General features: G+C 57.0%; 18 protein-coding genes. 10 read left to right on the forward strand and 8 right to left on the reverse strand.

Annotated features, from left to right (window positions below):
* Window positions 1-4 precede the first annotated feature (4 nt).
* Entirely contained in the window at window positions 5-964 is a 960-nt protein-coding gene (locus SIB92_RS01355) for a LysR family transcriptional regulator (protein WP_412554127.1), read from the reverse strand.
* Window positions 965-1,177: 213 nt separating this feature from the next.
* Between SIB92_RS01355 and SIB92_RS01360 the strand changes: the two genes are divergently transcribed.
* Together SIB92_RS01360 and SIB92_RS01365 are read left to right on the forward strand one after the other, a co-directional pair.
* Window positions 1,178-1,423 (forward strand): hypothetical protein, encoded by a 246-nt coding sequence (locus tag SIB92_RS01360; protein WP_412554128.1) that lies wholly within the window; start codon window positions 1,178-1,180, stop codon window positions 1,421-1,423.
* Between the two features lie 221 nt (window positions 1,424-1,644).
* Complete coding sequence (locus tag SIB92_RS01365) at window positions 1,645-1,935, forward strand: hypothetical protein (RefSeq protein WP_412554129.1); 291 nt, start codon at window positions 1,645-1,647, stop codon at window positions 1,933-1,935.
* Window positions 1,936-2,129: 194 nt separating this feature from the next.
* Here SIB92_RS01365 and SIB92_RS01370 read toward each other — a convergent pair whose 3' ends face one another.
* Window positions 2,130-2,477: a hypothetical protein gene (locus SIB92_RS01370; RefSeq protein ID WP_412554130.1), complete on the reverse strand. Its 348-nt coding sequence runs from the start codon at window positions 2,475-2,477 to the stop codon at window positions 2,130-2,132.
* Between the two features lie 206 nt (window positions 2,478-2,683).
* Between SIB92_RS01370 and SIB92_RS01375 the strand changes: the two genes are divergently transcribed.
* Complete coding sequence (locus SIB92_RS01375; RefSeq protein ID WP_294114001.1) at window positions 2,684-3,316, forward strand: ATP-dependent Clp protease proteolytic subunit; 633 nt, start codon at window positions 2,684-2,686, stop codon at window positions 3,314-3,316.
* A 135-nt stretch (window positions 3,317-3,451) separates the two neighbouring features.
* The gene (gene clpX / locus SIB92_RS01380; RefSeq protein ID WP_412554131.1) at window positions 3,452-4,717 is read left to right on the forward strand and encodes an ATP-dependent Clp protease ATP-binding subunit ClpX; all 1,266 of its coding nucleotides are present in this window, start codon (window positions 3,452-3,454) and stop codon (window positions 4,715-4,717) included.
* A 111-nt stretch (window positions 4,718-4,828) separates the two neighbouring features.
* Here clpX and SIB92_RS01385 read toward each other — a convergent pair whose 3' ends face one another.
* Window positions 4,829-5,626, reverse strand: a complete 798-nt coding sequence (locus SIB92_RS01385) for a GIY-YIG nuclease family protein (RefSeq protein ID WP_412554132.1) — start codon at window positions 5,624-5,626, stop codon at window positions 4,829-4,831.
* A 327-nt stretch (window positions 5,627-5,953) separates the two neighbouring features.
* Between SIB92_RS01385 and SIB92_RS01390 the strand changes: the two genes are divergently transcribed.
* From SIB92_RS01390 to SIB92_RS01415, 6 genes are all read left to right on the forward strand, one after another.
* Window positions 5,954-6,223 carry a glutaredoxin family protein gene (locus SIB92_RS01390; protein WP_412554133.1) on the forward strand — a complete coding sequence of 90 codons (270 nt, stop codon included), beginning with the start codon at window positions 5,954-5,956 and terminating at the stop codon, window positions 6,221-6,223.
* Between the two features lie 64 nt (window positions 6,224-6,287).
* Window positions 6,288-6,671 (forward strand): RidA family protein, encoded by a 384-nt coding sequence (locus tag SIB92_RS01395; RefSeq protein ID WP_412554134.1) that lies wholly within the window; start codon window positions 6,288-6,290, stop codon window positions 6,669-6,671.
* A 10-nt stretch (window positions 6,672-6,681) separates the two neighbouring features.
* Window positions 6,682-7,578, forward strand: a complete 897-nt coding sequence (locus SIB92_RS01400; protein ID WP_412554135.1) for a DMT family transporter — start codon at window positions 6,682-6,684, stop codon at window positions 7,576-7,578.
* An 85-nt stretch (window positions 7,579-7,663) separates the two neighbouring features.
* A complete protein-coding gene (locus SIB92_RS01405; RefSeq protein ID WP_412554136.1) occupies window positions 7,664-8,053 on the forward strand; it encodes an NADH:ubiquinone oxidoreductase subunit NDUFA12 in 390 nt (129 codons plus the stop codon).
* Between the two features lie 5 nt (window positions 8,054-8,058).
* Window positions 8,059-8,508, forward strand: coding sequence for an outer membrane lipid asymmetry maintenance protein MlaD (mlaD, locus tag SIB92_RS01410; RefSeq protein WP_412554137.1), 450 nt, complete (start codon window positions 8,059-8,061; stop codon window positions 8,506-8,508).
* On the forward strand, window positions 8,501-8,998 hold the full coding sequence (locus SIB92_RS01415) for a DUF2155 domain-containing protein (RefSeq protein ID WP_412554138.1): 498 nt from the start codon (window positions 8,501-8,503) through the stop codon (window positions 8,996-8,998). The genes mlaD and SIB92_RS01415 overlap by 8 nt, the downstream gene beginning before the upstream one ends.
* Here the strand turns inward: SIB92_RS01415 and aat are convergent.
* From aat to SIB92_RS01440, 5 genes are all read right to left on the reverse strand, one after another.
* Complete coding sequence (aat, locus tag SIB92_RS01420; protein WP_412554139.1) at window positions 8,953-9,579, reverse strand: leucyl/phenylalanyl-tRNA--protein transferase; 627 nt, start codon at window positions 9,577-9,579, stop codon at window positions 8,953-8,955. The two genes, SIB92_RS01415 and aat, sit on opposite strands and share 46 nt — an antisense overlap.
* A gap of 19 nt (window positions 9,580-9,598) precedes the next feature.
* Window positions 9,599-10,951: an acetyl-CoA carboxylase biotin carboxylase subunit gene (accC, locus tag SIB92_RS01425; protein ID WP_294113985.1), complete on the reverse strand. Its 1,353-nt coding sequence runs from the start codon at window positions 10,949-10,951 to the stop codon at window positions 9,599-9,601.
* 9 nt (window positions 10,952-10,960) lie between these two features.
* Window positions 10,961-11,467: an acetyl-CoA carboxylase biotin carboxyl carrier protein gene (gene accB / locus SIB92_RS01430; RefSeq protein WP_412554140.1), complete on the reverse strand. Its 507-nt coding sequence runs from the start codon at window positions 11,465-11,467 to the stop codon at window positions 10,961-10,963.
* A 148-nt stretch (window positions 11,468-11,615) separates the two neighbouring features.
* A complete protein-coding gene (locus tag SIB92_RS01435) occupies window positions 11,616-12,158 on the reverse strand; it encodes a LuxR C-terminal-related transcriptional regulator (RefSeq protein WP_412554141.1) in 543 nt (180 codons plus the stop codon).
* Between the two features lie 94 nt (window positions 12,159-12,252).
* Complete coding sequence (locus SIB92_RS01440) at window positions 12,253-12,954, reverse strand: substrate-binding periplasmic protein (RefSeq protein ID WP_412554142.1); 702 nt, start codon at window positions 12,952-12,954, stop codon at window positions 12,253-12,255.
* Between the last annotated feature and the right edge of the window lie 159 nt (window positions 12,955-13,113).

Below are 13,113 nucleotides of genomic sequence, written 5' to 3' on the forward strand. Positions count from 1 at the left end.
CCTGTTATTTGACAGTGTAGGTGGCGAGAAGGGGTTTGAGAAACGCGACCGCGTGTTGAACCGCAGGGCGGGTTTGGGCGCGCTTGGACACAAGCAGGGCAAATCCGCCGGTGTCGATTCCAATCTCGCTTACGCGGCAGAGCAAGCCGCCTTTCAGTTCTTCCTGAACAAGGCTGGGTGTGACAATCATGGCGGCCTTGCCGGTCAACACCGACAACATGCCCAGGCGAAAATCTGTTTGCCGATAATACGTGAGGGCGGATGAGGGCGTTAGGCCGGCTGTCTGAAACCATTGGTCCCATCGTTCTTTTCGATACGAATACATCAGGTCCAAAGCGCTAAGGGCCTTCAGTTTCTTCTCCGGGCTGTCATCTTCTTGCACAAGAGAGCTGGAGACGTAGGGGTGCATGACTTCCTGGCTGAAGATATGCATGTCTTTGGTCTGGTTTTCGTTTGAGACAAATCGAACCGCCAGATCAAAATCACTGTTGTCCAGATCAATCACGTCCGCACTGAGTTCCGCGGACAGTTCGAAGTGCGTGTTGGATGCGGCGTCCGATGCCTCCGCCAGCTTCTGGTTCAGCCATTGATGCGCGAAGAAAGGCTCCACACTCAATCTCACCGTCTTGGAAACGCTTGCCGCGAGCCGATCCGTTACCTGCTCCAGATTGGTGAGGATCCGCTCAACCTCGGCATGGTAGGCTTTTCCCAGATCGGTGAGCGTGATGTTGCGCCCCGTTTTGAGGACCAGAGGGGCCTTCAACCATGCTTCCAAGTTCCGTACGTGGCGGGCAACTGATGTGTGGGTTACGCTGAGTTCTTCCCCTGCTTTGGAAAAGCTCGAATGCCGCGCCGTGGCTTCGAAGGCTTTTAATGCGTTGAGCGGAGGAAGGTTGCGCTTCATGTAACGTGTTCTTTTTTTGCTTATATTTTGAGTATTTATTGAAGTTGTTGCAGGGCGCAAGACGATTTAGATTTTAGGGTGCTCCAGAAGTGTTGGGTTTGGGGTTGTTTTGTTGTTTATCAACAGGTTACGCTCGGTTTTGTCGGGGCGTTTGCCGTAAGGGGTGCGCGCTTGGAAGCCGGTTTTGACCAATGTTGAGCGAGTGGTTTAGTGGGTTCTCTCCCTAACGGAGAGCTGGGTCAAAACGTTTGTGATCAAGTAGCGAGTGTCGCGATGCAAAAAAACAAAAACCAGCCTCTGGAGCGGGCGTTCTTGCTGGCAGAAATTGCACAGAGAGCTTTGGAGCGTGCGTCCAATGCCGAGAGCCAGCAAGAACGTCGCCTTGAGTTTCTGTCTTTTCAAGACGCGTGCATTCAGCTTGTCGAGAAGATGAACAGCGTGGAACTGGATGACGCTCGTGTGGAGGCAGCTCGGCGCGGGGAAGACGCTGTGATGGGCCGTCATCAGGAACGCGTCTGATGGTTGTCTCTCGGGGTTTGACGTGGGGACCCCTCGGGCGCTTGCGGCTCAAGCGTCTGCCGGTCAGTGGGTGCTGCCAAACCAAAAGTTTGCATTGAGGTTGCGCATTGCGTCAATCCACGTGTTTAAACACCCGGAGGTTTGATCTTTGACACGAATTGGGTGACAAATACCCCGTTTGTTAAATCGGAGATTGAGTATGCAAAATATTTCTTTTTTTCTTGGGACTTGTTGTGATCGCGGGGGGCGCACAAGCCGCGACCGGTCCGGCGAACGTGCCAGAAGGGTACAAGTGGCTGCCAGGCTATGTTGAGGAGTTTAAGGCGGATGGTACGATTAGCGGCTGGTTCAGCGAGAGTTTGGTGAAATATCCGGATGATTTTGCGTTGTTGGGGCTGAAGGCGTATTTTGACTCCAAAGGCGATAAGGATGCGGCGCGGGCGCTGTTTCAAAAGCGCGGTGGGTCCGCGAAGGATTTTGACGCGGCCATGGCCTGTGCAAAGGTGAAGTAAGTTTCGCCCCTTAGACTTAGGCTGGAAGCCAGTTTGGCTTCCAGTTGTTCCCTCAAAAGCGCCCGCGTTTTGCCGGAGGCACACCTCGGGTTTGACGGGGAGGGGGGGGGCGGTTCACCTCTCGTGAGCGTGCTGCGTAAGGCCCTGCCGGCCAATTGGGCGCTGCCAAATCGGCGATTTGGCAGCTTCAAGTCTTAAGTGAACTGACTTTCGTAAGCTTTGCAGTGGTGCGGAAACAACGTTTTACATTGCTTTGACGGAATACCCAGAACATCAACACGCAGTTCAGTCGTGCCGCCAAAGTCAATTTCCATAAGCACTATGTCTTGAGCGTCTAGTTCTTGTCCCTCGGATGTTAATACTCGCAGGCCGGTCCAGCGTTTTATGGCGGGGTCGCCCTCATCCTGTGGCGGATTGATTTTCGCAAATTGCTCAAAATACTCAGAAGGCGCGACCTTTCCTTCTACGCATCCCATGGGCGGATCGCCACTTTCCAGTTGCGATGTGCCAAGCGGGATTTCGTTAAACCTAATTTCAAACATGGCGTAGATTAAGCGCCTGGTGGGCTCTGACACAAGGTTTTGAAACCGGTGGGCGGTCCCATGGAAATACGCCCCCAATCCCTGCGCCTTTACCTCGCCTTAACCCAAAAATCATTAGGTGCCCTTGCAGCCCCTGTGACCCAATACTAAGACTCTCTTGGTAGGGTCCGACGGGCGGGCCGCAACGCGATCAACAGGCAGGCGATATGAACGACCCTTATGAAACGTATATGAACACCCTTGTGCCCATGGTTGTCGAACAGACCAGCCGGGGCGAGCGCGCGTATGACATTTTCTCGCGTCTGCTCAAAGAGCGCATCATTTTTCTCAACGGTCCGGTGCATGACGGCATGTCGAGCCTGATCGTGGCGCAGCTTTTGCACCTTGAGGCGGAAAACCCGTCCAAAGAGATCAGCATGTACATCAACAGCCCTGGTGGTGTGGTGACCTCTGGTTTGTCGATCTATGACACCATGCAGTACATCAAGCCGAAGGTGAGCACGCTGGTGATTGGTCAGGCGGCCTCTATGGGCTCGCTGCTGCTGACCGCGGGTGAAGCCGGTATGCGCTTCTCCTTGCCAAACAGCCGTGTGATGGTGCACCAGCCGTCCGGTGGCTATCAGGGCCAGGCGACGGACATCATGATCCACGCCGAAGAGACGCTGAAGCTGAAAAAGCGTCTGAACGAAATCTATGTCAAACACACTGGCCGCACCTATGAAGAGGTGGAAGCCGGTCTTGAGCGCGACAACTTCATGAGCCCGGAAGAGGCCAAGGAGTGGGGTCTCATCGATGAGATCGTGGAAAACCGCGCCAAAGGTGATGACGAAGAAAGCTAAGTATTAAGTGCCCGGCGGCGCAAAGACGCCGCTGGGCACTTTCGCATTGTGCCCACTTTGACGCTGGCCTAAGCTGGTTGAGATCATGGGTGGCCCTCTCCAAATGGGGGCAAGATTTGGCCTGAAAGGTAAGACATGTCGAACACGTCCGGTGGTGACAGCAAGAACACGCTTTACTGCAGCTTCTGTGGAAAGAGCCAGCACGAGGTGCGCAAGCTTATTGCGGGTCCAACGGTGTTCATCTGTGATGAATGCGTTGAGTTGTGCATGGACATCATCCGCGAAGAGACCAAGGCCAGCGGCCTGAAATCTTCCGAAGGCGTGCCAACACCGCGTGAGATTTGCGACGTGCTGGACGACTATGTGATTGGCCAGGCCACCGCGAAACGCGTGTTGTCTGTGGCGGTGCACAACCACTACAAGCGCCTGAACCACGCGGCCAAAACCGGCGATATTGAGCTGGCGAAATCCAACATTCTGCTGATCGGCCCAACCGGCTGCGGTAAGACCTTGCTGGCGCAGACGCTGGCGCGGATTCTGGACGTGCCGTTCACCATGGCCGATGCGACCACACTGACCGAGGCCGGTTATGTGGGTGAGGATGTGGAAAACATCATCCTCAAGCTGTTGCAGGCGTCCGAGTATAACGTCGAGCGCGCGCAGCGCGGCATTGTCTATATCGACGAGGTCGACAAGATCACCCGCAAGTCCGAGAACCCGTCCATCACCCGTGACGTGTCCGGCGAGGGTGTGCAGCAGGCGCTGCTCAAGCTGATGGAAGGCACCGTGGCCTCTGTACCGCCGCAAGGTGGCCGCAAACACCCGCAGCAGGAATTCCTGCAGGTCGACACCACTAACATCCTGTTTGTTTGTGGTGGCGCCTTTGCGGGTCTCGACCGGATCATTGCGCAGCGGGGCAAAGGTTCGGCAATGGGCTTTGGTGCCGATGTGCGGGACAATGACGAGCGCGGCGTGGGCGAGATCTTTCAGGATCTGGAGCCGGAAGACCTGCTGAAATTTGGCTTGATCCCGGAATTTGTCGGCCGTCTGCCGGTTCTGGCAACGCTGGAAGATCTGGACGCGGATGCGCTTGTGATCATTCTGACCGAGCCGAAAAACGCGCTGGTGAAACAGTATCAGCGTCTGTTTGAACTGGAAGATGTGCAGCTGACCTTTACCGACGACGCGCTGAAGGCGATTGCCAACCGTGCGATCGAACGCAAAACCGGTGCCCGTGGTCTGCGGTCTATTCTCGAAGAGATCCTGCTCGACACCATGTTTGAGCTGCCAGGTCAGGAGAGCGTGACCGAAGTGGTTGTGAACGAAGAAGCAGCGACCAGCGCGGCGGCGCCGTTGATGATCCACGGCGAAGGCGAGAAAGAGCCTGCCGAGGCGGGCTGAGGTCTTTTGACTGGCTGAGAGAGTTTAGGAAGGCGTCCCGATGGGGCGCCTTTTTTGTAGATTGTCGTACTTCTAGGTTTTTCGGTTTTCGATGTTTGATGCGTTGCCGGTTTAAGATTGCTTGCTTAACCTAATTGCAGTCTTGCCCTGAACTGAGACGCTTACCAGCATGTCTATTTCGAAATTTCGATGAAACCAATCGCGCAGTCCGACCCCTCCCATAATCCTAGGAGTGTTGTTTGAGTTTACAGATCTATTGATACGCCCTTTTAAAACGTTGTCACTAGTTCCCAGGAAAATTTCGATCTGTTCCCCGTCGCCTCCGATTAGCTGTTCGAAGTTAACCCCTACGTTGAAAAAACCTTGTTCATAGTAAGTTTTGCGAAGCAGGAATTGGAACTCATGGATTAGGGTGTCGTGAGTTATTTTGCTCATTGCCTCGTCATTGCAAGAGTGAGCTTTTTTTCTGCATGAGGGGTCGTCTCTGCCTGGTGCAACGACCAACACGCTGGCTGTCTGTGAGTCTCGCCCGTTCCAGGGGGGGCAAATCTTAGTGATGAGGTCATCCTCTAGGCCTGCTGCCAGATCTATACGGAACTCGCCAACACGTAATTGTGCACTATCTACGAGTGCCCATATCTCCACTAAGTTGCCGTCGCAAAGAGCCTCGTGAATTTTGGCGTTGTTCTTGATGTTAGTGGATTGAGTTGGACCCGGGTTTTGATACCCATAGAGGCGTTTTTTTAGTGTTCGCCTTGTTTTCCCTATGTACATGACCTCGTCGTTGACAACGAAGGCGTAAAGAACTCTTTCGGCATGGGCCAATCTTGCAAGATCAAGTTCAATCAAGTTTCCGGTCAAAGTCCATCGGCCGACCTTTTCAAATCCGATATTACCAAGTCGTTCCATTGAGCTTTCCAAGCGGTTTCTTGTCTGGATTGAAAGTTAGGCTTATCCTTTCGCTTTGCCAAGGCGCGGCTTCTTTGGGGTTTTGGCTCAAGGGACACAATTTGGCGCACGAACCGAGGGGCAGGAAGTGAAGCGCTCGCCCCGTGGGGGCGGTTCACCTCTCGGGAGCTTGCGTCGCAAGCCCCTGTCGGCCAATGGGGCGCTGCCGATGCGGAGCATCGGCATAGGGGGACATCATCACATCTCACCACATCAATGTGAACGTGCGTCTCTTGCGCCTCTGTGGCGCGGCTTTCATATCCCTTTGAAAACGTGAGGAGACCTGTGATGGCCAAAGCAACGCTCTATCGGATGGATTTGCCATATTACACCTGTGGCTACGGCACGGCGGCGTTGCAGTTGTTGCAGAGCCATGGGTTTGACATTGACGAACATGTGCTGCGCACGCGGCATGAGACCGATGCCTTCAAAGACAAACATCACGTGACCACCACGCCGCTTGTTTTCATTGATGGCATAAAGATTGGTGGCTTCACTGAGCTGCGCAAGCATCTGAAAGCGCAGAAGAAGCCGTCTAAACGGTTCTGGAAACGCTAAGCCGCATTGACACTCCCGCACCACCGGAGGATGTCTTGGGCAACTTAATTAATGGAGCCTCCCCATGTCTGTACGTCACATCTCCACCGGATCGCCGTTTGAAGAGAAAATCGGGTATTCACGCGCGGTGGTGGCGGATGGCTGGGTCTTTGTGGCGGGCACCACGGGGTATGACTACGAAACCATGACCATGCCTGAGGACGTGGCGGATCAATGTCGCAACACGCTCAACACCATTGGCAAGGCGCTGGAGGAAGCAGGCAGCTCGCTCGATGACGTGGTGCGGGTGAACTACATTTTGCCCAATGGCGACGACTTTGAGAAATGCTGGCCGGTGACCAGTGAGGTGTTTGCCAAAGCCAAGCCGGCGGCGACGATGATTATTGCCAACCTGATGGAAGAGGCGATGAAAATCGAGATCGAAGTCACCGCGCGGGTCTCCAAGTAAGGCGTCGATCATGACATCCCATATTGCCACCGACCGCGCGGCCAATCGGCTGGGCGCAGTTTTTATGGTTGCGGCCATGGCGGGGTTTGCGGTGGAGGATGCGTTCCTCAAGGCGGCGGCGCAGAGCTTGCCAATAGCGCAGGTGATGGTGCTGTTTGGGGCCGGGGGCGCGATGGTGTTTGCGCTGTGGCTGCGGGCGAAATCGCAGCCTTTGGCACCGAAAGAGGTGGTGTCACGCCCGATGCAGGTAAGGGTGGTGTTTGAGATTGTTGGACGCCTGTTTTTTACGCTGTCACTGGCGCTTACGCCGTTAAGCTCGACCACGGTGATCTTGCAGGCCACACCTTTGGTGGTGGTGGCTTTTGCCGCGCTGGTGCTGGGCGAGCAGGTGGGCTGGCGGCGCTGGTTGGCGATTGTGATTGGGCTGGCGGGCGTGGTGCTGATTGTGCGGCCGGGAGGGGACAGCTTTAGCTGGCTGTCGCTGTTGGCTGTTGCCGGGATGCTGGGTTTTGCCGGGCGGGATTTGGCCAGCCGGGCGGCGCCTGCGAGCCTAAGTACCGCTGTTTTGGGGCTCTATGGGTTTCTGGCGATTGTGGTTGCGGGCGCAGCCTATGGCGTGATCTGGGAGCAGGTGCCGTTTCACACTCCGCCGCCTATGGCGTTGTTGTCGGTGGTGGGCGCGGTGGCCTGTGGCGTGTTTGCCTATAGCGCCTTGATGCGGGCGATGCGTACCGGAGAAGTGTCTGCGGTGACGCCGTTCCGCTACTCGCGCCTGTTGTTTGGTGTGGCTCTGGGCGTGGTGATGTTTGGCGAGCGGCTGGACAGCTATATGCTGATCGGCAGTGCGCTGATTGTGCTCTCAGGACTGGTGATCATGTGGCGTGGGCGGGCCGCCGCCAAAGGTTGATTGCATTGCAGCAATGTGCGCGGTTCCGCCACTGGACCTTTGCGGACAAATAGTCCATATGAGGGAAGAATTTGCGGAGACTCCCATGGGCATTCTGAGCACGATCAACAATGTTTTGACCTGGTGGAACGGCGGCACGCTGAACACCAAGCTGTTTACCATGCGCAAAGGCGTGAAGATGGGCGAAGACGAGCAAGGCAACGTCTACTACCGCACCGAAAATGATTCCAAACGCTGGGTGATCTTCAACGGCGAAGTTGAGGCGAGCCGCGTGAGTGCCGATTGGCATGGTTGGCTGCACCGTACCTTTGATGAGGTGCCAAGCCAGAAGCCGCTGAAGCACAAAGAATGGGAAATTCCGCATCAGGAAAACGTGACCGGCACCGCGCTGGCCTATGCGCCTGCGGGCACCATTCGCGCGCATGGCAAAGCGCCGGTGGAACGATCCGACTATGAGGCCTGGAGCCCCGAGTAAGGTTTATGTCCGCGGTTCGTACAGAGACATTTGTCGGCGCTGCTGTGGTGGCTGTGGCTGCCGGGTTCATGCTTTACAGCGCGCAGTTTGCCTCTGTGGGGCAGGGCAGCAGTGGCTATGGGCTCAACGCGTCCTTCCGTTCAATTGAGGGCGTGAGCGTGGGCACAGATGTGCGGCTGGCCGGTGTGAAGATTGGCACCGTAACCGACATTCAGCTCGATCCGCAGACCTTCCGCGCAGAGACCACCTTTAGCGTGCTCGATGGCATTGAACTGCCGGATGACAGCGCGGTGGTGATTTCTTCCGAGGGCCTGTTGGGCGGGAATTTTGTGGAAATTTTGCCGGGCGGCTCGCCGTTCAATTTTGAAGCCGGGGATGAGATCGAGGACACGCAGAGTTCTGTGAGTCTGATTTCGCTGCTTTTGAAATTTGTGAGCGGTGGCGACGATGAGTAAGTGGGCAACCTTGGCTGCGGCGACATTGCTGCCAGTGATGGCACAGGCGCAGGACATCCAGATCGAGATGCTGGAGATCGAGCCGCTCAAATATGAGACGCTGGATATTCCCCTAGGGGACGTCAAAAGCGAGAGCGTGGTGGCTGCCACGGTGGGCAAGGGGGCGTTGCTGCGGGGGCTGGATAAGCTGACCGGGCAGGTGGCGGACTTTGAGCTTGATAACGGCTATTCGGTAAACTTTGGCACGCTGCGCGTGGATATGGCGCAATGCCGTCATCCCAGCGAAAACCCAAATGGCGACGCCTTTGCCTTTATCTCGGTCTATGAGGATCAGGGTTCTGGTGCCAATGTGTTCCAGGGCTGGATGGTGGCGTCGTCACCCGCGTTGAGCGCGCTGGACCATGCCCGCTATGACGTTTGGGTGTTGCGCTGTACGGGCTTGGCTCAGGCGGACGCGGAGAGCACCTCTGAGGGCGACGGCAACGAGTGAGCCGTGATGTCGGCGTCGTGCCGCAGCGCCCATGTCAGCATCTTGTGATAATCCGCACGTGGGATTTCGATCGCCCCCAGAGAGATCAGGTGATCGGTCACAAACTGTGTGTCAAAAAGCGTAAAACCACAGCGGCGCAGGTGCTCGATCAGATAGGCCAGAGCAATTTTCGAGGCGTCGGTTCTGCGGGAGAACATGCTCTCTCCAAAGAAAGCCCCACCAAGGGTTACGCCGTAGACGCCCCCCACCAGTTCATCGCGATCCCAGACTTCCAATGAGTGGGCCTCTCCGCGTGCGTGCAGCGCCATGTAGAGGGCATGAATCTGCGCGTTGATCCAAGTCTCTTCACGGTCGGCGCAGCCTTCCAGCACGCCTTCGAAGTCCGCGTTGAGCGAGACCGTGTAGCCGCCACGCCGGATGCGTTTCGCGAGGCTGCGGGAGATGTGGAAACTGTCGAGGGGGAAGATGCCGCGGCGGATCGGGTCGACCCAGAAGATGTCGGGATCGTCGCGGTTTTCGGACATGGGAAAGACTCCCATGCCATAGGCGCGCATCAAAAGGTCTGGCGTGACCTCACTCATGATGCGCGCCCAAGCAGGATTAGCCCTCAGCCATGTTGGCTTCGAGCCATTTCTCCAACCAGTGAATGTTGTATTCGCCGGTGTGGATGTCTTTTTCCTGAAGTAGGGCGTGGAACAGCGGCGTCGTGGTGTCGATGCCGTCGATGATCAGCTCGCCCAAGGCCCGGTCCAGACGCGCGAGCGCCTCGGCCCGGTCACGACCATGCACGATCAGCTTGCCGATCAAGCTGTCGTAGTAGGGCGGGATGTTGTAGCCGTCATAGAGCGCAGAATCCATGCGTACGCCAAGGCCACCGGGTGCGTGATAGGCGGTGATCTTGCCGGGACGTGGGGCGAACTCTGGCAGTTTCTCAGCGTTGATCCGAACCTCGATGGCGTGGCCGTTGATTTCCAGCTCGTCCTGCTCAAAGGACATGTCCAAGCCGGCCGCAACGCGGATTTGCTCGCGCACGAGGTCCACGCCAAAGATGCCTTCGGTCACCGGGTGTTCCACCTGCAGACGGGTGTTCATTTCGATGAAATAGAACTCGCCGTTCTCATAGAGGAACTCGATGGTGCCGGCACCGATGTAGTTGATTTTGGCAACCGCATCCGCACAGACCTTACCGATCTTGGCACGCTCTTCCGGTGTGATGGAGGGGCCGGGGGCCTCTTCAAAGACCTTCTGGTGACGCCGCTGCAGCGAACAGTCGCGCTCGCCCAGGTGCACCGCTTTGCCTTTGCCGTCACCGAAGACCTGAATCTCGATGTGGCGCGGGGTGGTGAGGTACTTTTCAATGTAGACCTCATCGTTGCCAAAGGCGGCTTTGCCTTCCGCACGGGCGGTCATAAAGGCGCTTTCCATGTCCGCAGCCGTTTGGGCCACTTTCATACCGCGACCACCGCCACCAGCGGTGGCTTTGATGATCACCGGATAGCCCATCTCTTCGCCAAGCTTCTTGGCGGTGGCCAGATCTGGCACGCCACCATCCGAGCCAGGCACGCAAGGCACGCCCAGTTTGATCATGGTGTCTTTGGCGGTGATTTTGTCGCCCATGATGCGGATGTGTTCCGCAGTGGGGCCGATGAAGGTCAGGCCGTGGTCTTCGATGATCTGCACGAAGTTGGCGTTTTCGCTGAGGAAGCCATAACCCGGGTGGATCGCTTGCGCGCCGGTAACTTCGCAGGCGGCGATGATGGCCGCCATGTTCAGGTAGCTGTCGGTGCCGGGGGCCGGGCCGATGCAGATGGCCTCATCCGCCATGCGCACGTGCATCGCATCGGCATCAGCAGTGGAGTGCACCGCAACCGATTTGATGCCCATTTCGCGGCACGCACGGATCACGCGCAGGGCGATCTCTCCGCGGTTTGCGATCAGGATTTTATCAAACATGAGAATGCCTTACTCGATGATCGCCAGCGGTGCGCCATATTCCACGGTGTCGCCGTCGCCCACCAGAATACGCTTCACGGTGCCGGATTTTGTCGCCGGGATGTGGTTCATGGTTTTCATGGCTTCCACGATCAGCAGGGTGTCGCCCTCAGATACGGTCTGACCCACGGTGGCGAATGGTGCGGCACCTGGCTCTGGTGCGAGATACACGGTGCCAACCATTGGCGAGGTCACTGCGCCCGGGTGGCTGGCAGGATCGTCCTCAGAGGCGGCAGGTGCGGCAGCAGGGGCTGCGGCTGGTGCGGCGGCAGCAGGTGCTGGCGCGGCGGCTGGGGCTGCGACGGCCACGGGTGCAGCGGCTGCGACCACCTGGGTCTGGCGGCTGACGCGGACGTTCAGGCTGTCGTCTTCGCCATACTCGCGCATTACTTCCAGTTCGGTCAGGTCGTTTTCGCGCAGCAGCTCTGCCAAAGCAGAAATAAAGGCCACATCAGAGTCGTGATTTTTTTTGCTCATTTTCCGTTTCTATCCCCTACGCGCTTAAGCGCTGTTGAGTCTTATTGGTTTCCCCTGCGGCGCTTATAGAGAAAAAGCTGCCCCTAGGAAAGCTGAACTGGGGTTCAGATGGGGGGAAATGGACGGAGTTTCCAGCCCCAAATCATCCCTACAGCGGCATTCCGGACAGTTTGGCCACCAATTCGGCCAGTTTGCGGGCATTGAACTTGCGCAGAAGGCGGGCGCGGTACTCTTCGACCGTGCGATAAGACAGGTCCAGCTCCAGCCCGATCTCTTTGGAAGTCATGCCGCGACAGGTCAGAATGGCGACCTGGCGTTCGCGCTGGGTGAGTTCCACAACAGGTCGGTCCTCAGACAGGTCCGCAAAGGACCAAACGCTTTTGTAGAAAGGGTTTTCTGGTGACGTGGACTGCCCACGGACGCGGCACCAGAAGAGTGTTTTGTCCATGCGCTGCATCACACGTTCGTCGCTATAGCGACCGGTGTTGCCCATGGTGGTGTAGACCTTTTTGCCAAGCTTCTGAAAGTCCTCGTCCGAGGCGTAAAAATCGGCGATGGAGCGGTTGGCGCAGTCTTCAGGCACGATGCCAAACATCTCGCCAAACCGCAGGTTCACCCGCTGGATGATGCGGTTTTCCAGAATGCAGAGCCCGACGGGGGCGTGATCAAAGGCGAGGGCGTTTAGTTCCATGGGGCGCAGTGATGGCACAGGCGCGCAGAAAGGGGAAGGCGCAATGAAAAACGGCGCGCCTATTGGACGCGCCGTTTCGTGGTGATTGGTTGTCTTACAGGCCGGAATTGAACCGGTCGCGGGCTGCGCGGCCTGCGTCGGAGTTTTCAAAACAAACCAGTAGATTGTGGTTGGCCAATGGGGTTTCGTGGAACACCAGCGCGTCGGCGTGTTTAGCCAGGCGTGGTTCGGTGGCGAGCATGTGTTCAAACACGTTGCGGTCGATTACTGCGGCGTCCATGCGGCCAGCTGCGACTTTTTCCACGTTGGAGGCATCTGTTGGGCCTGCGTCCACTTTCAGAGAGCCGTCAGCAACCATGGCGTCAAAGCGGGCTTCGTTGATGTAGCCCTCGACCACGCCAATGCGGTAGTTGCCGAGATCGTCGTGGGAGGACCAGCTAAAGGCGTTGTCTTTGCGGTGGATGAAGCCCACCGGGGAGGTGCCAAATGGGGCGGAGTAGACGCAGCGGTCGCCACCTTTTTCAGCGTCTGCACCGGCGTCATAGTATTCCGGGTAAAGGCCCAGGTAGTTTGGATCTTTGGCCGCGAGGTTCACAGCGCGGTTCCATGGGAAGACCTCGGCTACAGCCTCGTCCCCTGCGGCGGCAAAGGCGGCGGTGACCGCGTCCGTTGACGTGCCGGAGCCATCAGCGTTTACATATGGGGGCCATTCCAGCGTGGTCAGTTTGACAGTTTCGGCCGAAGCTGTGGTGGCGAGGGCCGCAAGGGCGGCGGCAAAAAGCGTGGATTTTTGCATGATGACTCCAAAAATTGAATGAGCATTTAAGTTTCAGCATCACCTGAGCATGAGAGTGCTAAAAAGCCGTTACCAATTGGGTGGGGCAAGGACTGGTGGTTTTACGGGATTGCAGCGCGGGCGGTCTTGCGGCTTGCTGAGGTGGGGAGAGGGAGGTCA

The sequence above is a fragment of the Shimia sp. MIT1388 genome, from assembly GCF_047124445.1.
GTDB lineage: Bacteria > Pseudomonadota > Alphaproteobacteria > Rhodobacterales > Rhodobacteraceae > Shimia.